The sequence below is a fragment of the Qipengyuania psychrotolerans genome (genome assembly GCF_019711355.1).
Lineage (GTDB): Bacteria > Pseudomonadota > Alphaproteobacteria > Sphingomonadales > Sphingomonadaceae > Qipengyuania > Qipengyuania psychrotolerans.
On the sequence record NZ_CP081297.1, the window covers coordinates 652,921 to 673,142 of the forward strand.

Annotated in this window: 20 protein-coding genes; 11 read left to right on the forward strand and 9 right to left on the reverse strand. The window is 60.9% G+C overall.

The genetic code is table 11. From position 1 onward, the window contains the following. The first annotated feature begins 180 nt into the window (after nt 1-180). Genes K3166_RS03180 through K3166_RS03190 form a run of 3 tightly spaced genes read left to right on the forward strand, consistent with a single transcriptional unit; the run spans nt 181 to nt 2,587 of the window. On the forward strand, nt 181-1,188 hold the full coding sequence (locus K3166_RS03180; RefSeq protein ID WP_247714707.1) for a cysteine desulfurase family protein: 1,008 nt from the start codon (nt 181-183) through the stop codon (nt 1,186-1,188). Further along, a complete protein-coding gene (locus tag K3166_RS03185; protein WP_221423254.1) occupies nt 1,185-2,261 on the forward strand; it encodes a cysteine desulfurase family protein in 1,077 nt (358 codons plus the stop codon). Before K3166_RS03180 ends, K3166_RS03185 begins: the two co-directional genes overlap by 4 nt. After that, complete coding sequence (locus K3166_RS03190) at nt 2,258-2,587, forward strand: 2Fe-2S iron-sulfur cluster-binding protein (RefSeq protein WP_221423255.1); 330 nt, start codon at nt 2,258-2,260, stop codon at nt 2,585-2,587. Before K3166_RS03185 ends, K3166_RS03190 begins: the two co-directional genes overlap by 4 nt. 4 nt (nt 2,588-2,591) lie before the next feature. On the opposite strand, the gene K3166_RS03195 is transcribed toward K3166_RS03190, so the two are convergent. Together K3166_RS03195 and K3166_RS03200 are read right to left on the reverse strand one after the other, a co-directional pair. Next, a complete protein-coding gene (locus K3166_RS03195; protein ID WP_221423256.1) occupies nt 2,592-3,944 on the reverse strand; it encodes a DUF418 domain-containing protein in 1,353 nt (450 codons plus the stop codon). A gap of 205 nt (nt 3,945-4,149) precedes the next feature. Beyond that, nucleotides 4,150-4,707 carry a type 1 glutamine amidotransferase domain-containing protein gene (locus K3166_RS03200; protein ID WP_221423257.1) on the reverse strand — a complete coding sequence of 186 codons (558 nt, stop codon included), beginning with the start codon at nt 4,705-4,707 and terminating at the stop codon, nt 4,150-4,152. A gap of 98 nt (nt 4,708-4,805) precedes the next feature. Here K3166_RS03200 and parC point away from each other — a divergent pair, with 98 nt between their 5' ends. After that, nucleotides 4,806-7,103: a DNA topoisomerase IV subunit A gene (parC, locus tag K3166_RS03205; protein WP_221423258.1), complete on the forward strand. Its 2,298-nt coding sequence runs from the start codon at nt 4,806-4,808 to the stop codon at nt 7,101-7,103. A gap of 76 nt (nt 7,104-7,179) precedes the next feature. Here parC and K3166_RS03210 read toward each other — a convergent pair whose 3' ends face one another. The 6 genes from K3166_RS03210 to K3166_RS03235 form a co-directional block, all read right to left on the reverse strand. Continuing rightward, entirely contained in the window at nt 7,180-7,710 is a 531-nt protein-coding gene (locus K3166_RS03210; protein WP_221423259.1) for a hypothetical protein, read from the reverse strand. Nucleotides 7,711-7,984: 274 nt separating this feature from the next. After that, a complete protein-coding gene (locus K3166_RS03215) occupies nt 7,985-9,169 on the reverse strand; it encodes a CCA tRNA nucleotidyltransferase (protein ID WP_221423260.1) in 1,185 nt (394 codons plus the stop codon). Nucleotides 9,170-9,187: 18 nt separating this feature from the next. Further along, a complete protein-coding gene (locus tag K3166_RS03220; protein WP_221423261.1) occupies nt 9,188-9,781 on the reverse strand; it encodes a CoA pyrophosphatase in 594 nt (197 codons plus the stop codon). Further along, on the reverse strand, nt 9,778-10,326 hold the full coding sequence (locus K3166_RS03225; protein ID WP_221423262.1) for a DUF1285 domain-containing protein: 549 nt from the start codon (nt 10,324-10,326) through the stop codon (nt 9,778-9,780). The genes K3166_RS03220 and K3166_RS03225 overlap by 4 nt, the downstream gene beginning before the upstream one ends. A gap of 37 nt (nt 10,327-10,363) precedes the next feature. Continuing rightward, complete coding sequence (locus K3166_RS03230; protein WP_221423263.1) at nt 10,364-10,885, reverse strand: GNAT family N-acetyltransferase; 522 nt, start codon at nt 10,883-10,885, stop codon at nt 10,364-10,366. A 65-nt stretch (nt 10,886-10,950) separates the two neighbouring features. Then, nucleotides 10,951-12,123, reverse strand: a complete 1,173-nt coding sequence (locus K3166_RS03235) for a PQQ-dependent sugar dehydrogenase (protein WP_221423264.1) — start codon at nt 12,121-12,123, stop codon at nt 10,951-10,953. Between K3166_RS03235 and K3166_RS13425 the strand changes: the two genes are divergently transcribed. From K3166_RS13425 to K3166_RS03250, 4 genes are all read left to right on the forward strand, one after another. Next, nucleotides 12,122-12,748, forward strand: a complete 627-nt coding sequence (locus K3166_RS13425; protein ID WP_247714708.1) for a ribonuclease HII — start codon at nt 12,122-12,124, stop codon at nt 12,746-12,748. The genes K3166_RS03235 and K3166_RS13425 overlap by 2 nt on opposite strands. Beyond that, nucleotides 12,745-13,665 (forward strand): oxidoreductase, encoded by a 921-nt coding sequence (locus K3166_RS03240; RefSeq protein WP_247714709.1) that lies wholly within the window; start codon nt 12,745-12,747, stop codon nt 13,663-13,665. The genes K3166_RS13425 and K3166_RS03240 overlap by 4 nt, the downstream gene beginning before the upstream one ends. 198 nt (nt 13,666-13,863) lie before the next feature. Next, a complete protein-coding gene (locus K3166_RS03245; RefSeq protein ID WP_221423266.1) occupies nt 13,864-15,000 on the forward strand; it encodes a site-specific DNA-methyltransferase in 1,137 nt (378 codons plus the stop codon). A 216-nt stretch (nt 15,001-15,216) separates the two neighbouring features. Then, a complete protein-coding gene (locus K3166_RS03250) occupies nt 15,217-15,705 on the forward strand; it encodes a VTT domain-containing protein (protein WP_221423267.1) in 489 nt (162 codons plus the stop codon). Between the two features lie 268 nt (nt 15,706-15,973). Here the strand turns inward: K3166_RS03250 and K3166_RS03255 are convergent, their stop codons facing one another. Beyond that, nucleotides 15,974-16,774: a helix-turn-helix domain-containing protein gene (locus K3166_RS03255; protein WP_221423268.1), complete on the reverse strand. Its 801-nt coding sequence runs from the start codon at nt 16,772-16,774 to the stop codon at nt 15,974-15,976. A 536-nt stretch (nt 16,775-17,310) separates the two neighbouring features. Between K3166_RS03255 and K3166_RS03260 the strand changes: the two genes are divergently transcribed. From K3166_RS03260 to K3166_RS03270, 3 genes are read left to right on the forward strand one after another with little or no spacing between them, the layout of a single operon-like run. Then, nucleotides 17,311-18,165, forward strand: a complete 855-nt coding sequence (locus K3166_RS03260; protein ID WP_221423269.1) for a hypothetical protein — start codon at nt 17,311-17,313, stop codon at nt 18,163-18,165. After that, nucleotides 18,155-18,949 (forward strand): 7TM domain-containing protein, encoded by a 795-nt coding sequence (locus tag K3166_RS03265; protein ID WP_221423270.1) that lies wholly within the window; start codon nt 18,155-18,157, stop codon nt 18,947-18,949. Before K3166_RS03260 ends, K3166_RS03265 begins: the two co-directional genes overlap by 11 nt. Further along, a complete protein-coding gene (locus K3166_RS03270; RefSeq protein ID WP_221423271.1) occupies nt 18,921-19,769 on the forward strand; it encodes a sugar-transfer associated ATP-grasp domain-containing protein in 849 nt (282 codons plus the stop codon). Before K3166_RS03265 ends, K3166_RS03270 begins: the two co-directional genes overlap by 29 nt. Nucleotides 19,770-20,222 lie beyond the last annotated feature (453 nt).

The window sequence follows — 20,222 nt, forward strand, 5'->3', positions numbered from 1 at the left end:
GGAGAGTTACCCTAGTCGGAAATTATCGGGGCGCGTGGCCCCATAGGGACTTGCGCAAGGTTGCCCGCTATATAGGGTTTCTTCGCGAAATCGCAATTATATTGAGTAAGTCCCGTCCCGACACGAATCTATCTCGATCATGCCGCCACTACGCCGCTGCGCTCCGAAGCTAAGGCTGCGATGGATGAAGGCTTTGCCCTGTGGGCCAATCCAAGCAGCCCGCATGCCGAAGGGCGCAAGGCGCGCGCCTCGCTTGAGGATGCGCGCGAACGGATAAAGCGCGCGCTTGGCTGGGAGGGAGAGGTTATCTTTACCTCCGGTGCGAGCGAGGCGGCGGCGCTGGCGCTTTCCCACGCGAATGCAGGGGCGCGGCTGGCATCTGCTGTCGAGCATGACGCGATCCTCAAGGCGGCACCTGATGCGGAGCGGCTGCCGGTTCGCCCTGACGGAGCGCTGGATCTGAAGAATTTGTCCGAGGCCGTGCGGCGGGAAAAGCCGCTGGTGGCTGTGCAGCAGATCAACTCGGAAACGGGGAACGCCCAGCCGCTCGCCGAAATATCGGCGATTGTGCAGGAGACTGGCGGCTACCTGCTCGCCGACTGCGCGCAAAGTGCGGGCAAGTTCGCACTTCCTCCCTGCGACATTGCCATCATCTCGGCGCATAAATTCGGTGGCCCGATTGGCGTGGGCGCTCTGCTGGTGAAGGACTACGCCATGCTCGCGCCATCTGGCGGGCAGGAGCGTGGATACCGGCGCGGGACCGAAAACCTGCCCGGCGTCCTCGGCATGGCGGCTGCGTTGGAGGCGTGCAGCGATCCGTATCTCGATCCCGCAATCCTCGAGCCTCTCGACCAACTGGCGCAGAAGTGCCGCGACCTTGGCGGCACATGGCTTTCCGACCGCCTCTCCGATCGGACGCCCTATATCCGCGCCATCGCCATGCCCAATATGAGCGGCAGCGCGCAGGTCATGCGGTTCGACATGGCCGGAATATCCGTATCGCAAGGCAGTGCCTGCTCATCGGGCACGATGAAAACCAGCCATGTGCTGCAGGCCATGCAGGTCGAACCCGAGGTGGCCGACCGGACCATTCGCGCGAGCTTCGGCTGGAACACCACCCGCGAAGAGGTGGAACGCTTCTGCGAGGTATGGCTTGATTTGGCTCAAGGAAAATCCGGAGCATTATGATCTACCTCGACTATCAGGCCACCACGCCGCTTGCCCCGGATGCGCGCGATGCCATGATGCGCTGGCTCGATGGGCCGGGCGGCACCGGCTTTGGCAATCCTCACTCACCGCACCGCATGGGTAGGCAGGCCAAGGCAGCCATCGAAATGGCGCGCGAACAGGTTGCCGCGCTGTTTCCCGCAGGTGGCCGGGTGATCTTTACCTCCGGCGCGACCGAGGCGCTTAACCTCGCCATCCGCGGAAGCGGTGAAGGCGGGACGGTATCGGTGTCTGCCATCGAACATTCCGCAGTGCTCGACACGGCGCAAGACGCCGGCAAATGCCACATTCTCAACGTCGCCAAGGACGGGCAGTGCAATACGAAGCAGGACCTGCCCGCAGACACGCGGCTTGTCTGCGTGATGCAGGTAAATAACGAAATCGGGACCATCCAGCCGACCCTCGAATGGCACCGCAAAGCCAAGGCCGCAAACGCGCTTTATATGTGCGACGCGGTGCAGGCTTACGGCAAGATCGAGGTCACTTCCGCCGACATGATCGCCATCAGCGCGCACAAGTTCCACGGCCCCAAGGGCGTAGGTGCATTGTGGCTGCGTGAAGGGCTCGACATCAAAGAGGTGCAGACAGGCGGGGGACAGGAATTCGGCATCCGTTCGGGCACGCTCAGCCCCGCCTTGATTGCGGGCATGGGCGCGGCGGCCAAGGAGGCCAAGGAACGGATGGAGCAGGACCGCGACCATGTTGAAAAGCTGTGGCGGCGCGCGACTGAACTGTTCGGCAAGTGGGAGATCAACGGCAGCGCCGAGGCCCGCTACCACGGGAATCTCAACATCCGGCGCAAGGGCCTCGATGTGAACCGGCTTATGAGCGATTGCCGCGATATCATGTTTTCCGCGGGATCGGCCTGCGCCAGCGGGTCAGGCCGGACCAGCCACGTGCTCGAAGCCATCGGGCTGTCAAAAGCGCAGGCGAAAAGCTCCATCAGGCTCGGGTTCGGGCGCTACACCACGGTAGAAGAGATCGAGGAAGCCGCCGACCAGATTAACGCAGCGGCAGAGGTGCAGGGGCTGTGAAGGTCCATTTCACCCGAGGCGAAGGCAAGTCGGCGCAGGTCGTCGAAGCCGCAGCAGGCGACAATCTCCTGCGTGTTGCGCAGGCCGCCGGTATGCCTCTCGAGGGGACGTGCGAAGGCCAGATGGCTTGTTCAACGTGTCATGTTATCGTGGACGCGGAATGGTTTGGCCGCTTGCCTGAAGCCACCGAAGAGGAGGAGGATATGCTCGACCTCGCAGCAGGCGTCAGGCGGACCAGCCGCCTGTCTTGCCAGATCACCCTCGACGAGAGCCTGGACGGGCTGACCGTCGCGATCCCGCCCGAGAGCCAGGATATGAGCCGATAATCGGTCAGGTCGCGCCGAGCATCTGTCCGGGCACCGGTCCATCGCCGCCTTTCCGCATCGGCTGCGGTTTCCAGTAGGTCAGCGAACGCCACACCCATTCGAGCGGTCCGAAACGGTAGGTGCGCAGCCAGATAACGCTGAATACCATTTCGACAGCGGCGATCGTCAGGACCAGCAGGTAAAGCTGGTAACGTTCGAATGCGCCGTAGAGGCCGAATCCGAAATCATAGAACAGGAGCGTACAGATGAGTGTTTGGCCAATGTAGTTGGTGAGCGCCATCTGCCCCGCGGCCGCAAGGCCTTTCTGAAGCCACCGCAGGAGGCCCAGTTTCACGATCAGCAGGATCAGCCCGATGTGTCCAGCGACCATTGCTAGTCGGCTGAACTGGTAAGTCCGGCCAGCTTCTGCGCCTGCAACCGGGCCAAAGTCTCCCGCTTCAAGAAGGCTGTACTCATAAAGGCCCAGCGTGATTCCGATGCCATAGCCCAGGATTGCCGCGCCTGCGTAGAACCCGACACTCCGCGCAGCAGAGAGTACATCCCATTTCAACAGGGCCATGCCGATCAACATGAAGGGCATCATGTCGAACAACAGCCAGAATGGTGCGCCTTTCCATTGGAATTCGACGTTGAAATCCCACATTCCGGTCACCGCATCCAGGTAGGATCCCTCGTGCCATCCTTCGAACATGGCGTTGGATTCCTCGGTCGGAATGACATGGGAAACCTCCTCGTTCCACTTGTCTAGCGCCATCTGCTGTTCTGGACTCAGGCTTTGCCCGGCCGCGACCTGCGTTTCGGCAACCTGGGCCTGTTCGGCCAGGCCAACCATCTCGTGGTAATCCTGATTGAGCCAGAACGCTGCGATCAGCAGGGCCGCGATGCCCAGTGCGAATTGCTTGATCGGGACGATCTTGCGGAAAGCAAAAAGCACGAAGCCGCAAAGCGAGTAGGCGAACAGTATCTCGCCCGTCCACAAGAGCAGCGACCAGTGAATAAAGCCGAAAATCATCAGCCATGTCATTCGCCGGAAATGGATTTCTGCGGTGGTCAGGCCCGCCCCGGCGTTTTCCATGCGCTCGGTCATCAGGTAGATGCCGGCGCCAAAAAGAATGGAGAAGGTTCCGCGCATAGTGCCTTCGAACCCGACATTCATTATCTTGAACAGGAGCAGGTTGAGCCCGACCGATCCCCCTGCGGCATTGGGATTTCCATAGGCCTGCCACACGAGACCGAATGCAGAAATGTTCATCAACAGGATGCCGAAAACGGCCACGCCGCGGAGCACATCGAGCGAGCCGATCCGGTCCTGTTTGCTGACGGGTGCTGTTGTTACGGCGCGGTCAATATTGGTCATTAGGGACTCCCCTGTCCCCGAGGCGGCTGAATTCGCCGCGACCCATGTGCGCTGTTCCGGGCCCCTCGGTCCTTCCCGAACAACAAGGCCTAGGTAACCCAGATGGCGGCCCTGAACAAGTTGCAACATCCATCTCTTACGTAGTGACGCAAAAAACCCCGCCACATCGCAGCAGCGGGGCTTTCAATTTGATCACTAGGCTAGTTTACGCGCTTTCAAGCTCGCGCTTCTTGACGTTCTCTCCAAGCATTTCGATCAATGCTTTGCTGAATGCGGGAATATCGTCCGGATTGCGGCTGGTGATCAGATTGCCATCCACGGCCACTTCCTGGTCGATGACATTGGCGCCGGCATTCTTGAGATCGGTGCGGACCGACGGCCATGCGGTCACGGTCTTGTCCTTGATGAGGTCTGCTTCCACGAGCAGCCACGGTGCATGGCAGATCGCGGCGATGGGCTTATTGGTCGAGGCGAACATCTTGACGATATCGATCGCCTTGTTGTTCATGCGCAGGATATCGGGGTTCATCTGACCGCCTGGCAACAGCAGGGCGTCATAGCCTTCGCAACTGGAAATCTCGTCGACCGTCTTGTCGACCGCGACGCTGTCGCCCCAGTTCTTTTCATCCCAACCCTTGATTTCGCCCTTTTCGAGACTCACGACAGTGGTCTCGAAACCGGCGTCTTCCAGATTGGCCTTCGGTTTCATCAGTTCCGACTGTTCAAAACCGTTGGTGGCGAGGATCATGATCCGCTTTGTCATAGTGTAACTCCTTGATTTGCTGTTATCCATACTACGTGTGGGGACAGTGCTCCGTTCCGTGCTGACAGCCGAGCCGTGGCAGTGGTAGGGCGAACGACATGGCTACTACCGATCTCGATGATTCCGGCGCCGATCCGTTCGACGCCATCGTTGATGCCCCGTTCGATTCCGCGCTTTCGGAACGGTATCTCGTCTATGCGCTGAGCACGATTACCGCGCGCTCGCTGCCTGATCTTCGGGACGGGCTTAAGCCGGTCCATCGCCGCCTGCTGTGGGCGATGCGCCAGCTCAAGCTGAACCCGACCGATGCGTACAAGAAATCGGCCCGCGTGGTCGGCGACGTTATCGGTAAGTACCATCCGCATGGCGACCAGTCTGTTTATGATGCCATGGTGCGCCTGGCGCAGGATTTCTCGCTGCGTTATCCGCTTGTCGACGGGCAGGGGAACTTCGGCAATATCGACGGCGATAACGCCGCAGCCTATCGTTATACAGAAGCGCGCTTGACGAAGACGGCGCTGCGCCTGATGGAAGGCCTCGACGAAGGTACCGTCGATTTTATCCCGACCTACAACGGGGAAGAGCAGGAGCCGGAAATTTTTCCGGGTCTCTTCCCCAACCTTCTCGCCAATGGTTCCAGCGGCATCGCCGTGGGCATGGCGACCAATATTCCGTCGCATAACGTGGCGGAAGTGGTCGATGCCACGCTGGAGATTATCGACAATCCCCATGTCGAACATGCGCGATTGATGCAGCTGTTTAAAGGACCGGACTTCGCGACTGGCGGCGTCGTGCCGGAAAGCGCGGAGACGATCTCTGCGGCTTATGAAACCGGACGCGGGTCCTTCCGTGTTCGCGGACGTTTCCATGCTGCAGAAGCCGAAAAGCCCGAAGACGTCGCTGCCGGAATCGAACGGCTGGGCGGCGGTCAGTGGCAATTGGTCATCAGCGAAATCCCCTATCAGGTCGCCAAGGGCAAGCTGATCGAGCAGATTGCGCAAGCGATTGCCGACAAGAAGCTGCCCATTCTCGAAGATGTGCGCGACGAAAGCGATACGGCCGTGCGCATTGTGCTGGTTCCGCGCAGTCGTAATGTCGATCCGGAACTCCTCAAGGAAAGCATCTACAAACTGACCGACATGGAGACCCGCTTCGGGCTCAACCTGAATGTCCTCGATCATACGCGCACGCCGATGGTCATGGGGCTCAAGGAACTGCTGGATAACTGGATCGTCAGCCAGATCGACATCCTCCAGCGGCGCAGCCAGCACCGGCTGGACCAGATCGCCCGGCGGCTGGAGCTTGTTGAAGGCTACATCATTGCCTTCCTCAACCTTGACCGCGTGATCGAGATCATCCGTACCGAGGATGAGCCCAAGCCGGTGATGATGAAGGAATTCGGGCTCAACGACCGGCAAGTCGAAGCCATCCTCAACATGCGCCTGCGGTCCTTGCGCAAGCTGGAAGAAATGCAGCTTCGCGGCGAAAAGGACGATTTGCTCAAGGAAAAGGACGAGCTGGACAAGCTGCTCGGCTCGCCCGCGCGCCAACGCACGCGGCTCAAGCGCGACCTTAACCAGCTGCGCAAGGAATACGCCGAGGACACCGCGTTGGGTGCGCGCCGGACGACCATCGAAGAGGCCGCCCCTGCTGTCGAGTTCAGCATGGACGCCATGATCGAGAAGGAACCGGTGACGGTAATCCTGTCGCAGAAAGGCTGGGTCCGCGGGGCCAAGGGCCACCTTCCGCTGGATCAGGAATTCAAATACAAGGAAGGCGATGCTGAGGCTTTCGTCCTCCACGCCCAGACGACCGACAAGCTGCTGCTGGTAGGGGCCGATGGCCGCGTCTTCACCTTGGGTGCGGACAAACTGCCGGGCGCGCGCGGCTTTGGCGAACCGGTACGCAACACGCTCGACATCGATGCCAGCACGCAGATCGTGTCCGTCATCGTGCACCGCGAAGGGCAGGAAGTCCTGCTGGCAGCAAGTACGGGCAAGGGTTTCGCCGCATCGACCGAAAGCATGCTCGCCGAAACGCGCAAGGGCCGGCAGGTCGTCAATCTGAAGGACGGCGCCAAGCTGGTGGTCGCACGTCCGATTGCCAGCGGGCACGATCATGTTGCCGTGGTCGGCGACAACCGCAAGCTGGTGGTTTTCAACCTGGAAGAAATGCCGCGCCTCGCCAAGGGGCAGGGTGTGAAGCTGCAAAGCTACCGCGATGGCGGACTATCGGACGCGACAACCTTTACGCTTGAAGAAGGCCTCAGCTGGACGATGGGCGGCAAGGGCGACCGAACCCGTACCGAAGGCGATATGTGGCAATGGAAGGTCGCGCGCGGCGGCGCAGGGCGCCTGCCGCCGCAGGGCTTCCCGCGGGACAACACCTTCGGATAAGCAAAAGGCCGAAGGCGCTTTCGCACCCCCGGCCCCTTGCGACCCTGAAGAGACTTCAGGGAACTGGTAATTCGGTTTATTCGGCCGCGTCGCTCGAAGCCGGAGCAGCCTGCGCCATGGCAGCATCAATCTGCGCATTGGTCAGTCGGGCCATCAGGCCGTGGTCGGTCGCGTCGAAGTGATCGCGCAACAGGGTGACCTTGTTCATTTCGTCGCCGCCGCGGGCGAGAATGATGTTGTCGCCGTTGATTTCGAGAATGGTGCCGAGCGCTGCGTGGTCTGCAGCCATTGCTTCGGCGCCGACAACGAGAGCCGCGTCGCGCTTTGCAGCAGCTTCAGCGAGCTGGCCGTCGATCATGCCGTCGAGTTGTGCCTTAGTCACCGTGATGGTTGGACCGGCTTCACCCTGGCCGTACATGTCGACGCCCAGCGGAACCTTGTGCTTGCCGGTGTCGAGAACAGCCTGGCCGTTTTCGACCGAAACGATCGTGCCAACGGCGTTGCCTTCGGGTCCTGTTACAGTGGCGCCAGCGGCGACCTGATCGTTGGCGAGAGCGGGGGTGGCGGCCAAGGCAATTGCAGCGACAGCCAGCTTTGCGAACTTCATGTAAGAACTCCTAGTCTTCTTTGATTTTTGCGACCCTTGCGCGCGTTTCCGCACGCTGGTGATCCGGCGAAAGATGTGAGCGGCTGCAGACCTGAAGTCTCGCAATGATGCCGCGTGCCCCCTCCGGGAAGCGGGCGCTCTATGGCAAAACGGCTGTTTCGAAGCAACCGTCTGGGGGTGTTTATGCTGCAATGCAGCTTAAGCTTAGCTGAAGGCTTCGTCAGCCCGAGGCCTGCGTAAGGTGAGCCGACTAGAACATGCTGCGATGCGACAATTATTCGCCCTTGCGAGCCGCCAATTCCTGGTCGAGCAATGCGGCCACGCGCTGTTGATCCGGGAATTCTTCGGCCACCCAACGGGCTTCAACGGCACGCAGGATTCGCGCCACTTCGGGGCCCGCATCGATGCCGCGTGCAACAATTTCGCCGCCCTTGAGCGGCAGGCGTGGGACATCCCAATCACCAAGAGCATCGATACTCGCGCCGGCGATCAGCAGGCGGTCACGGGCGCACTCTATTCCTTCTTCATATGCCAGGGCGCGTGGGGCATTCGCATCGCTGTCCTTGCGCTCGGCTGCGCAGATCAGCCTGGCTCGCTGCGCGCGCGAAAGTCTGAGGCGAGCGGCAACAGCTTCGGTGACGGTCGCAATCGGGGGTAGCAGCGATGCGAGGCGCCTGACCGGATCTGCGCCCAGGCCCAGGGCAGCTTCGTGCGCCACAAGCGCTTTGAAAACGTCCTGCTCGCGCCCTTTTGCTTCGGGCAGGATAACCCCAAGCACACCGCGATCAGCCATCAGCGCCACCGCGCCTGTGGGGTCGGGCAGGGCAAGGATGCCCAGCAATTCCATCGCCACCCGCTCGCGGCTGAGGCCCTTGAGCGTGTGGGCAAGTTCCTCGCATGCGGCGATAGCTTCTTCGTCAGGTTTGTCTCCGAAGCGTGCCTGGAACCGGAAATATCGCAGGATGCGAAGGTGATCTTCGCGAATGCGGTCATGCGCATCGCCGATAAACCGGACCTTGCGTGCTTTCAGATCGTCCAGACCGCCAAAGTAATCGCTGATCTCCAGCGTATCCGGGTCGGCGTAGAGCGCGTTGATCGTGAAATCACGCCGCGCCGCATCTTCGCGCCATTCCTCGGCAAAGGCGACGGTGGCCCGGCGGCCGTCGGTCGATACATCGCGGCGCAGGGTCGTGATCTCGATCGGCCCGCCTGAGAGGATCGCGGTGACAGTGCCGTGGTCGATTCCCGTCGGCACGGTGCGAATACCCGCAGCCTTGCATTGGTCGATCACTGCATGGGGCACCAGCGTGGTGGCCAGATCAATGTCGTGAATGTCCTTGCCGAGCAAGGTATCGCGCACCGCTCCGCCGACATAGCGCGCATTATGAGCGCCCAGCGCAGCCACCAGGCTCGCCAGGTCTGCGCGGGTGGTCCAATCGGCTGGCGGCAGGCGGGTCATGCAGCGGCCTTTAGCAGGTCAATCGGTCCATGCCAGCCGCCGCGACAGGTTGATGCAGATTGCAGCGGTCACGCCCCAGATCCGGTAGCCAGCGTGATCCATCTCGTAATACCGCCGCATCGCGCCTTTCCAGAACACTTCGTTCTCGCGCCAGTTGTCCGGCTGCATAAGCAGCGACAGCGGCGCCTCGAACCAGCTTTCGACTTCGCGCGCGTCGGGGCGAATGGGCAGATCATGCGGCACAGTGGCCAGCACGGGCGTAATGTCGAAGCCGGTTCCGGTCTGGTAGCGATCGGTCGTACCGATCACGCGCACATGGTCCCGGGCGATACCCAATTCTTCCCACGCTTCGCGCAGTGCGGCATCGACCGGGTTTTCGCCGTCATCCAGCTTGCCGCCGGGGAAGGCCACCTGGCCGGGATGATCGCGCATGGTGCGCGGGCGCTGCGTGAGCAGGACGGTTGGATTTTCGCGGTCTGTCACTGCGATCAGCACCGCGGCATCCGCCGTCCGTTCAAGATCGGCGAACCGGTGATCGCTCAGCAGCTCGGGAGAGGGTGCAGAATGACCCTGCTCGAACAAATGCGTAAGGCGGTCGAACAGCGCACTCATGCAGGCAGCAGCGAAAAGCTCTCCGCGCCGCTTTCAACCGACCAGTCGTCACCCTCGTCGAGGGAGATTTTTGCCAGCTGTTCGTAGGTAGAGCGATTGAGGCGGGCTTCGCATCCGCGCCGAACGTGGAGGTAGATAGACGGGGCATCCCTATCGCCAGCCGCGCGAATTCCGTTGTCCGGTCCGGCGACCACCAATTCGTCCGTGTTGATCCGGAATGCCAGATTGCCCTCGGCCTGCTGCACATCCGTCGCGATGAAACAGGCGTCCTCCACCTCGATTGTCAGCTTCTGGAACGGGGTCACCAGCCAGTATTGGCCATCATCCTCACGCCGCAAAAGGCCGGCGAATGCACGCACCATCGCGGGGCGCGAGATCGGGCTTCCTTCATGCAGCCACGTCCCGTCGGCCACGATGCGCATATGGCTGTCGCCAGTCTCTTCGGGCGACCATTGCTCGACCGGAGGCAACTTTCGTGCCTCGACCTGTTCGGCAATCTGCGCGAGCGACAATCCGGCGAGTTCGGGGGGAGGGGTATAGACCATGCCCGCTATCTGGGGCCGCGGGGCCCGAGGTGCAACTCTAAGCGCCCCAGGGGCCGAGCATTCCGGTCTGCGGCAGGACGGCGGGATTATTCGTGCGGACCAGAAGGCGATGCTTTTCAAAAGGGCCGGGGCAATGCCAGCCCGCAGTATGCTGTGCGGTAAAATCCCAGCGGCCGTAATAATCGGGATCGCCAATCATCACCTGCGGCAAAGGCATCGCGCCTGTTTCGAACCCGCTATCGATCGCCCCGAGGCTGGCGGCCATCAAGGCCTTGCCGAACCCTTCGCCCTGGCGTCCCGGCATGACAGCCACGGGGCCGACCATGATCATCGGGTGAGGGCGGCCATCGGGATCGACCAGCGCAACCGGCCATAGCTGGATGCTCCCCGCGAGATATTCATCGTCGTCCAGTGCCGCGAAGCTCAGGGCCTCGAGCGGCTGCATCTCTTCGCGGATACGGTAGGCGGTCCGGGCATGACGCTGCTCCCCGAACGTCACGTCGAGCAATTGCTCGATCAGCGCGGGATCAATCGCTGAAAGGGGGACAATGGTCGCCATAGGGGCGCGGCGATTAAGCGCACGCGCCCCCAATGTCGATCAATTCTGACTTAGCCCTGCAGAAGTTATTCGGGGCGCAGTTCCAGCAGGCGTCCGCCTTCGCCATCTTCCAGCACCCAAAGCGCGCCGTCCGGACCTTCGATGACCGAACGGATCCGGTTATCCATGTCATAGCGGGCCACTTCGCGGGCATCCTCGCCGTCCACCTCGACGCGGATCAGCGCCTTGGTCTTGAGGCCCGAAATCAGCAGGTCGCCTTTCATGCCGTCGAACAGATCGCCGCGATAGAAAACCATGTTTCCGGGCGCGATCACCGGGGTCCAGTTGATCGCAAACTTCTCGAACCCGTCGTCTGCGGTGTGGTCGGGAATGTTCGCGCCATCATAGTGGTCACCATCCGAACGCACTGGCCAACCATAATTGGCACCTTTCTTCACGAGGTTAAGCTCGTCTCCGCCGGCGGGACCATGCTCGATTTCCCACAGCTGCCCGCTGGCATCGAAGTCGATGCCGAGGAGGTTGCGGTGGCCCCATGACCAGATCTGGTCGCTTGGGCTGCCCTGTGCCGCAAGCGGATTGCCGGCGGACGGAGTACCGTCGAGATTGAGGCGAACGATCGTGCCGAGCGTGTTTGAGGCGTCTTGGGCTGGCTGCATCTTCTGCCGGTCGCCGCTGGTGACGTACATATACTGTTGGTCCGGGCTGAAAATGATGCGGTGCGAGTAGTGACCTCGGCCGGTGACCTTGGGGGCCTGACGCCAGATGACTTTCAGCCCTTCGATGCTGCATTCGTCGGCTTGCAGGCAAAGGAGCTGACCGCGTCCAACGACTGCGCCGCGCGTATCGTCTTCGCCGGCCTCGACCCAGCTGAGATAGATCGTGCGGTCAGAGCTGTCCCGCCCGGCCTCACTGGGCAGGAATGCGATATCGCCAAGGCCGCCCTGACCGCCGTAGTCGACTGCGGGAACGCCGCTGACGGTACCCAGCCTGCCGCTTGCAAGATCCTTGAATTTGATCGAACCGCTTTTCTCGGTGATGAAGAGCATTCTGGTTCCTGGCAGGAATGCCGAGGCCCATGGTTCGTTGAAGCTGCCGTGTTCGGTGATCGCGAAATCGAGTTCCGTTGGCGCAGGTGTTGATACGGCTTCACTGCCGCCTTCGGTGGAGTACCCGCTGCCGCAGCTTGCGAGCAGCGCCACTGGCGATAGGGTGGCGGCAAGTTTCGATAGGCGCTTCATGTTTTCTTCAACTCCCAAATCGGGCCTCGGCCAGGCACCGCTGATAATCGGCGTAGACGAGGCAGGTCGCGGACCGCTTGCCGGTCCGGTCGTCGCGGCCGCAGTGGTGCTGTGCTCAGCATATCCCGACGGCCTTGATGACTCCAAAAAGCTTAGCGCGGCGCGGCGTTCCAATTTGGAGCCGCAAATCCTCGAAACATGTGCCTGGGGGCTCGGCGTGGTGGATGTGGAGGAGATCGACCGGATCAACATTTTCCAGGCGACCATGCTGGCGATGACGATCGCCGTGTCTCGCGTAGTCGATGTGCTCGCAGCCGAACCGGAGGCCATACTGATAGACGGAAATCAGACACCGAAGGGCCGCTGCGACGATTGGCGCTGGCCGGCCCGCTCCATTGTTGGCGGCGACGGAAAGGAAAAATCGATCGGCGCCGCGTCCATTCTAGCCAAGGAATACCGCGACCGCGTCATGCGCGAAGCCGCGGCGGCACATCCCCACTACGGGTGGGAGCGCAACATGGGTTACGGAACGCGCGAGCACATCGAAGCATTGCGAACATATGGACCGACGCCGCTGCACCGCCGCAGCTTTGCGCCGGTGTCCCAGATGGAGATGTTCGCGTGACTTTCGCTTTTTCCGATATTCCCGACCAGAGCGGCAAGACCGCAATCGTTACCGGTGCCAATACCGGCATCGGACTGGAGATCGCTCGCGGCCTCTCGCGCAAGGGTGCACGTGTAATCCTGGCGTGCCGCGATGGTGACAAGGCCAAGGCCGCGATCGACGATATCGCCAGTGGCCCGGAACAGTCCGATCTCGATTTCCTCCAACTCGATCTCGCCGATCTCGCATCGATCCGCGATGCGGCAGAGCACGCGAAGAACGAGAAGAAGATCGATATCCTGATCGACAATGCCGGTATCATGATCCCACCGCTCAGCCATGCCATCGGCGGCGCTGAATCGCAGTTTGCGGTCAATCATCTCGGACATTTCGCACTCGTCGGACTCCTGCTGGACAAGCTGGCGCGGGACGGCGGTGCCCGTATCGTCACCCAGTCATCCATCGCTCACAAGGGCGCAAAGATCGACTTCGACAATCTCGACGCGCGCCGCGGCTATTCGCGAACGAAGTTCTACGGGCAGAGCAAGCTGGCAAACCTGCTGTTCGCGCTGGAATTGGACCGCCGGCTCAGGGCGGCGAATTCGCCCGTGGTTTCCATCGCCTGCCACCCGGGCGTCGCGCAGACGGAATTGACCCGCCACCTTGGCATCATGGGCAGCGTCTTTGGACCGCTGATTGGCCTTGCCCTCAATTCGGCAGCAGACGGCGCGCTTCCCGCATTGCAGGCGGCGACCGATCCCCAAGCCGAGGGCGGGGACTATTACGGATCATGGGGTTTCCGCGAAATGAGCGGCAAGGTTTCCGGCAAGGCCTATGCCACGCGAACCGCCCGCGATCCGCTGCTTGCCGCAAGGCTGTGGGACAAGTCGATCGAGATGACCGGCATCGATCCCGGGCTCGCCCCCGCAGAGGGCTGATCGCCTCAGAACCGAGTCTTCCCGGCAACACCGCATCATCTTGAGTCCGCAGAATCTGCGCGGACTCAACATGTTGTGGGGGACTCCTTTCGTTCTCCCTTAGCCATTGCGGCCGCACGCGACATGCAACCCAGAAGCTGCTTGACGTGGTTCCCGGTTTGACTCACCCTGTGGATAACTACAGACAGGGGAACCCGCATGGGGGTCATCGAGACCACGAAATCGCGTGCCAAACGCGTCGAGAAAGCTATCGAACTGCCACTGGAATTGCCGGTCGGCCGCATCCTCGATGGGGACTGCGTCGACGCCATGCGTTCGATCCCGACCGGCAGTGTGGACCTCGTATTCGCGGACCCGCCCTATAACCTTCAGCTCGGCGGCGATCTCAACCGTCCCGATGGCAGCCATGTCGATGCCGTGACCGATCACTGGGACCAGTTCGACAGCTTCAAGGTCTATGATGATTTCACCCGTGACTGGCTCACGGAGGCAAAACGCATCCTCAAGCCGGACGGCGCGCTGTGGGTAATCGGCAGCTATCACAACATCTACCGTGTCGGCGCGATCCTTCAGGATCTGGGCTTCTGGATTCTCAACGACATTGTCTGGCGCAAGTCGAACCCGATGCCGAACTTCCGCGGTACGCGCTTTACCAACGCGCACGAGACGCTGCTGTGGTGTTCGCAGGGCGAGAAGGCGAAATACCAGTTCAACTACCGCGCGATGAAGACGCTCAATGACGAATTGCAGATGCGCAGCGACTGGGTCCTGCCAATCTGCAACGGGGCGGAGCGGCTGAAAGAGGGCGGCACCAAGGTTCACCCGACGCAGAAGCCGGAGAGCCTGCTCTATCGCGTATTGCTGGCCACGACCGAGCGCGGCGATGTGGTGCTCGACCCATTCTTCGGGACCGGGACGACCGGCGCGGTGGCCAAGCGTCTGGGCCGCCAATGGATCGGCTGCGAGCGCGAAGGCGTTTACCGCGATGCCGCGCTGAAGCGGATCGAGAAGGAACTCCCGCTCGACGAAAGCGCGCTTACCACCATGCAGGCGGGCCGCAGCGCCCCCAAGGTGGCTTTTGGTGCGCTGGTCGAGAACGGCTACATCAAGCCCGGCACGCAGGTGTTCGACAAGAAACGCCGGTGGGTCGCCACGGTACGCGCCGACGGATCGCTGGCTTATGAGAAACAGACCGGCAGCATCCACGGCCTCGGCAAGGAATTGCAGGGCGCACCAAGCTGCAATGGCTGGACTTTCTGGCACTATGAAAGCGAAGGCGAGGTAAAGCCCGTCGACGCTGCGCGGAAGCTATATCTGCTGGCGGTCGAGGACTAGGGGGCTGCCGCAAACGCGCTCGGCGGCCATGTGATCACCGAGTGCGGCTTCGGTTATCAGCTGATGGCCGGTGCCGGTTTTGAAATGCCGGAAGACCTCGGTCTCGTCGCCCGGTAACCCAGCTCATCAACGCCAGTCTCAGTTGGTGCCGAAACCTGGCACGAAATATGACAGCTTTCATGGGAACGCGGGCCGCCCCTCACGCGCTAAGAGGGTATGGAATCTTCGTTCGCCTCATTTCTTCCCACCGATAGCATCGACCTTTTGCTGGCGTTGCCATTCGCGGAAGTGTGGCTGACGATGGGCTTTCTGGGGCTGACGGCTTCCATCTACGCGACCGGCATTCCGGGCGCGCTGCTACCGATCTCGTTCTCGTCCGGGGCAATGCTTGGCGGAGTTCTCGGGGTTGGAGCGGTCGCCGCAGGGGCCACAGCGGGTTCCGTGCTACTCTATGTGCTGCTCAAGCGGAGTTCAGAAGCTGCTCTGCGCCTCAAATATGGTGGCCAGATGCAGCGTCTGGATGACCTGGCTTCTCGCGGAGGGATCCTGTCAATTATCGGGATGCGTCTCGTGGGCGTCCCGCATGTCGCCGTGACCGCGATCTGTGCGTTCGGGTCCGTTGGAGGGCGCCGCTACGCATTGGCAACAATCGTCGGCCTCCTCCCCGCCATCGCATTGTCTGCGACCGCCGGAGCGAGCCTTTAATCCAAATTGCAATGCCCGCCACCGGGGCAGGTCTGGGGCAATCCCCATCCGTCGCAGGTGGGTTTTCGTCTGCTTCTGAAAAACGCTATCGTGTCAAAGGAGCCATGAAGGGCGGGTGATCGAACCCAGCAGACAACGGCGGCCCTCGTAGAACGCGGTGTATTTTGCCAGCCCGCTCGAAGGCAGGTGATCAACCGGCCGCACGCAAGATCGCAGATCAAAATTTCGGAGTATTCTCTGCGGAGGCATTGCGGCAGCCGCTATTACCTCAGCCGACCTCGCTCGGCCGCTGGAGGACCTGCATCGGTTTGCCGGCAATCGTTGTCCGGGCCTGGACTGCGGCCCACAGCACGGGGTGAGGTTCGGCCGCGAATGCACCTGGGGTCGTATTCATGAACCGGCGGAAATCGCGAATGAAGTGCGCCTGGTCGACATATTGGTGGTCGAGCGTGTTGATCCACGACAGCGACGGGTCCAGCATGTACTGGGCCAGGCTCCGCAGAAAACGCTGGCGGCGCAGCAGCAGCCGGGGAGTGAACCCGAAAGCCGAGAGTGACAGCCGCTCGAGTGCACGCACCCCTATGCCCGTCCGCTCGGCGAGCGCAGTGACCGAAGTCACCTCGGGATCGAGCAATGCGCAATGAGCATCAAATATGGTATCTTCCCGGCGCCCCGGATTTTCCAGCATTGCCGCCAAATGCGCGTCGATACCCGCAGTTACCTCGGAAAAATTCTTCCCGGGCTGGTCGCAAGCGAGCAATGGGGCGAGATCGGCAAAAGGGCTATCCTGGCCAATCACCTCCCACCGATCGGCATACTCGCACGCGCGAATGCCGACGAACCGCGCCCAGCCAAGCGGCAGCAAGCTAATCGTCCAATAGCGGCCCGGACCGAGCGAGAAATGTGTCGCCTGACTGGTCGGACCTATCGCGCAAATTGGATTGCAGCCCTCCAATGGGCCGGGACCGGTGCAGGCAGCCATATCGCCATCGACCGTCATGCGAACGTTGGGCCATTCGGGATAAACCTGATCGAACACCGTAGGCGTTCCCGGGTCTACGAGCGTCATCGAGTAGGTGGAGACGTAAGGCCGCAACGGAGCAGCAGGCAACGCATAGCTTACGGTGACCCCCCGGTTCAGGTTGGCGGCTTGATCGAAAACTGGGGAATCTCCATTGGCGACCCACTTATTAGTCGCACCTACAGGACAGGTGGGCGTAACTCCAGCAGATGATTGCACGACAAACCGTGTGCCAGACAAGCGATCGTCAATTGAACCCCAACCGCCGGACCGGGTATCAACCGCAGGGTTGTTAGCGGACCGTCTGCTCCCGGCATATCGCTAGCGCCATGGCACCGTCCGAATTTGGGTGGTAAGCGGACAGTCCGCTCCTAGTGCGGTAAGATGGGAAGCTGCCATGCAGCACCCGCACTGATTTCGGAACCGGCATGTCCAAAAAACGGGCTTATTTTCTAGCCCACCGTTTGGCGGTCCATCAGAAGATGTGCACGAGCCTATCGGGTAACAATCTCGGTCAGCGGAGTAAGGAGAGACCTCCGCACAAGGGTAACGGCGCGTTAACCACCGGCACGTAATTACCCATCATGTTTTTGACGACTGCTTTGCTTTCAGCCGGACCGATATCGGTCGATCCGTGGCTCCGTCTTGAAGCCGATGCCGTCTATGCCGAGGCCGAGGTGCCGGATGGCGACGAGGACGTCGATGCAAGCGCAATCATCGGCGAAGTAACGGTTGGCGCGACTGCCGAGTTCGAGAATACGGAAATCACCGTCTCTGCGCTCACTGAGTACGTCGAGTTCGCCGACCCGGATTTTACGGACAGGTTCCGGCATCGAGGGCGCATCGAGCTTTTGCATGACGTCAATGAGAACTGGGAGATACGGTTGCGTGCCGATCGCAGCCTGCGTTTCCCCTCGGCTGAATATTTCGACATCGACGAAACCGAGCTGCGCGCGCGCGTCCGCTTCGAACCGGTGCTTGACCATCGGTTAGGTGCTGCCATCCGTTGGCGCGAGCGGGAGTATAACGACGGCACCAATGCGACCGGGGACGGTCCGCGCATTGAAGGCGAATATCGCTATCGCTTCGGACGATATCACTATTTCGAGCTCGAAGCGCGCTACGAGACGATCTACTCGGATGACCCTAGACGTAACTACTCCCGGCAGGCTGCGGCAGTAAGCTATACTCGGCCGTTGACCGACGATCTGCGCGTGCGTCCAAAGCTTGCCTATCGCGAAACCGACTATCCCAGACGTATCGTTGAAGGGACGGTTTATCGTCAAGACCGCCGCTGGGTGCCCGAGGTCGAATTCCTATGGTGGCCTGGCGATTGGCGCATGTCGGCCGAGTTCCAGTATCAGGCGCGCCAGTCGACCGAACCGGACCGAACACAATCCGGCCCAAGGGTGCAGGTTACGGTCGCCCATGTCTTTTAGCTTTCCCGAACGTCCGAAAAACCGCCTGGCAGTGATCCGTGCGATAGCCTTTAGCCTGTTCGGCCTGGCGATCGTGGCCGCACTGGTGGTGAGCGCGGTCTTGCATATGCCGGAAACCATGCTGTCTGTGCCTAGCGACAGCATGCCGACGGCGCTGAAGAGGTGGGGTCTCGGCGCCGATCACTTGCTCCTTGCCATGCCATTGGGAGCGGTGCTGGTGCTCTTCAGCCGGCTGGTGGTCGGCATCGATACGTTCGGCATCTTCACGCCGATGCTCATCGCCCTTGCCTTTCTTCAGCTTGGACCTGTGCTTGGACCGGTCGCCATGGGTGGAGCAATCCTGATCGGCATGGCAATCGTGCCGCTGCTCGAAAAGTTCGACATCACACGGATGGGAATGATGGCTGTGCTCATCGGTGTAGTCGCGCTTGTTCAATTCCTGTTGCAGCAAGCACTGGGCGGAGCGCTTCTGGACACGGCCTTTCCGGTCGTGGTCTCCGCTCTCGTAGTTGAGCGCTGGTGGATCACGCGGCAGACCGATGGAGGCCTGGAGGCCGCGTGGCTCGCGCTAGCGACCATCGCCCTTGCCGCCATTATCCAATTCTCACTCGCCGCGCCGATCATCGCGGCGATCACTAGGGAAACACCGGTGATGCTGCCGATCTTCTCGATCCTGGCTGCTTTGCTGATCTCCCGTTACCGTGGGTTACGTCTCACAGAACTCCGCCGCTTCACTGCAGTCTTGGAAAAAAACGATGGACCTGCTGGGCATCAATCGGCGTAACAGCATCATCGCGCAGGTGAACTCGCGCAAGGCCATTGCCCTTGCCGACGACAAGATGGCCTTGAAAAAGGTGCTGTCGGAGGCAGGCATTGCGGTCCCCAAGACGCTAGCAGTGTTTCGCGGCCTTTCCGATATCGTGGTTGAGGATTTGGCAGCTCTGCCACGCGATTTCGTCATGAAGCCGACCAACGGTCGCAAGGGCCTTGGCATTGCGATCGCCACGAACTGGGATGGCTCTACTTGCGAGGTCTCTGGCGACAGCTGGACCGCCGACAATATCCGCAGTCATCTGCGCAATATTTTGACAGGCGAGTTCACGTCCTCCGGCGCACACCGCGACACTGCATTCATCGAGGCGATGATCGAACCCCACGATGTTTTCTCAGCGCTTGGTAGCCGCGGCTTGGCAGACATACGGATAATCTGCCTTGACGATCAGCCGATCCAGGCGATGCTTCGGCTTCCCATCGAAGGATCTGGCGGCAAGGCAAACCTTCACCGCGGTGCCGTCGGCATGGCCTTGTCGCTGGAAGACGGATGCTGTTTTCGCGCTTATCGCGGGGGTGAAGTCCTGCAACATAATCCCGAAACCGGCGAACGCCTGATTGGCTTCGAAATGCCGAACTGGGAGCAAGTGGTTGGGGTTGCCTCCGCATCCGCCAAGGCGAGCGGATTGGGCTATTCAGGTGCGGACCTGGTGTTGGATAACGCAGGCGAGGTTTTGGTGCTGGAGGTGAATGCCTTCCCGGGCATCGAAATCCAGAACGTGCACAATTCTGGCTTACGCGACCTCATCGAAACGGCGCGTAAATCAGGATGATCATGGAAGCGACTGTGCGAGGGTCGGGCCAACACCCATGATTGGGGCTGTATGATCGCTAAAAACACACTCGGATTGCGGCTATCATAATCGGCGAGCTCCCCTGCGCTGTTCTGACGGCCGCTTCCGGAGGTAGTCCAGATGCAGCCCTTCGTCCGAAATGAGGGCGCTAAGCTGAAACACCCGGTTTGTCGGGAGTGTCTGCTTACGGAACAGCGCATCATCGCAATAACGTCCGCAATCGGGTCGTTAGCGGTCGGTCAGCTTTTGGGCAAAAATTCACGCTTTCTGCCGATTGTCTGAGAAATATCGACTGTCCTACAGTTCTGACGTGCCTGTATGCCTCGGGCCATGGTCTTCCAAAAATCACTCCGCCACCGATTGCGCCTTTCTCTTGGCGTCCTTCCCCCACTTTTCTTCCTCAGGACCGTGTTCCATGTGTTCCATCCGGCA

Excerpts from the sequence above, each read along its gene's own strand:
- K3166_RS03235 (WP_221423264.1), bottom strand. The coding sequence starts at position 12,123 with ATGAAGCGCCTATCGAAACTTGCCGCCACCCTATCGCCAGTGGCGCTG.
- K3166_RS13425 (WP_247714708.1), top strand. The coding sequence starts at position 12,122 with ATGTTTTCTTCAACTCCCAAATCGGGCCTCGGCCAGGCACCGCTGATA.
- K3166_RS03260 (WP_221423269.1), top strand. The coding sequence starts at position 17,311 with ATGTTTTTGACGACTGCTTTGCTTTCAGCCGGACCGATATCGGTCGAT.
- K3166_RS03210 (WP_221423259.1), bottom strand. The coding sequence starts at position 7,710 with ATGAAGTTCGCAAAGCTGGCTGTCGCTGCAATTGCCTTGGCCGCCACC.
- K3166_RS03250 (WP_221423267.1), top strand. The coding sequence starts at position 15,217 with ATGGAATCTTCGTTCGCCTCATTTCTTCCCACCGATAGCATCGACCTT.
- K3166_RS03230 (WP_221423263.1), bottom strand. The coding sequence starts at position 10,885 with ATGGCGACCATTGTCCCCCTTTCAGCGATTGATCCCGCGCTGATCGAG.
- K3166_RS03200 (WP_221423257.1), bottom strand. The coding sequence starts at position 4,707 with ATGACAAAGCGGATCATGATCCTCGCCACCAACGGTTTTGAACAGTCG.
- K3166_RS03185 (WP_221423254.1), top strand. The coding sequence starts at position 1,185 with ATGATCTACCTCGACTATCAGGCCACCACGCCGCTTGCCCCGGATGCG.
- K3166_RS03215 (WP_221423260.1), bottom strand. The coding sequence starts at position 9,169 with ATGACCCGCCTGCCGCCAGCCGATTGGACCACCCGCGCAGACCTGGCG.
- K3166_RS03225 (WP_221423262.1), bottom strand. The coding sequence starts at position 10,326 with ATGGTCTATACCCCTCCCCCCGAACTCGCCGGATTGTCGCTCGCGCAG.
- K3166_RS03220 (WP_221423261.1), bottom strand. The coding sequence starts at position 9,781 with ATGAGTGCGCTGTTCGACCGCCTTACGCATTTGTTCGAGCAGGGTCAT.
- K3166_RS03245 (WP_221423266.1), top strand. The coding sequence starts at position 13,864 with ATGGGGGTCATCGAGACCACGAAATCGCGTGCCAAACGCGTCGAGAAA.
- K3166_RS03180 (WP_247714707.1), top strand. The coding sequence starts at position 181 with ATGGATGAAGGCTTTGCCCTGTGGGCCAATCCAAGCAGCCCGCATGCC.
- K3166_RS03270 (WP_221423271.1), top strand. The coding sequence starts at position 18,921 with ATGGACCTGCTGGGCATCAATCGGCGTAACAGCATCATCGCGCAGGTG.
- K3166_RS03195 (WP_221423256.1), bottom strand. The coding sequence starts at position 3,944 with ATGACCAATATTGACCGCGCCGTAACAACAGCACCCGTCAGCAAACAG.
- K3166_RS03265 (WP_221423270.1), top strand. The coding sequence starts at position 18,155 with ATGTCTTTTAGCTTTCCCGAACGTCCGAAAAACCGCCTGGCAGTGATC.
- parC (WP_221423258.1), top strand. The coding sequence starts at position 4,806 with ATGGCTACTACCGATCTCGATGATTCCGGCGCCGATCCGTTCGACGCC.
- K3166_RS03255 (WP_221423268.1), bottom strand. The coding sequence starts at position 16,774 with ATGACGCTCGTAGACCCGGGAACGCCTACGGTGTTCGATCAGGTTTAT.